Source organism: Ochrobactrum sp. SFR4, from assembly GCF_019730395.1.
Taxonomy (GTDB): domain Bacteria; phylum Pseudomonadota; class Alphaproteobacteria; order Rhizobiales; family Rhizobiaceae; genus Pseudochrobactrum.
Map to the genome: position 1 here is coordinate 1 of NZ_JAAPBB010000443.1, position 338 is coordinate 338.

Here is a 338-nt window from a genome sequence, read left to right on the forward strand (position 1 = left end):
GCTTGGCCAATACCAGAAAGTGCTAGTGCAAATGATGGTAAGATGAGGTGCCATACAGCATCAAAAAAGGCTTTTATATTACCTGCCAATAATGTGTCTATTAACATAAACCCAGTTACAGGCTGGATTGTGAATTGATCAGACAATCGTCCTGCAATTGGAAAAATACTTATAAAATAAGCAAATAGCAGCATGAGAACAACTGCCCATACAAATGCAGGAGCTGAGACGCCAAGCATTGTAACAAGCCGGATTGTATGATCAATCCATGTGCCGCGATGACGTGCTGACAGGATACCAAGTGGAAGACCAATACAGATCATCATCAAACCAGCAAT

Annotated in this window: 1 protein-coding gene; it reads right to left on the minus strand. The window is 41.4% G+C overall.

Features of this window, described 5'->3' with window-relative positions:
* A partial coding sequence (locus HBA93_RS19735; protein ID WP_221724418.1) for an ABC transporter permease subunit occupies positions 1 to 338 on the minus strand: 338 nt, incomplete at both ends.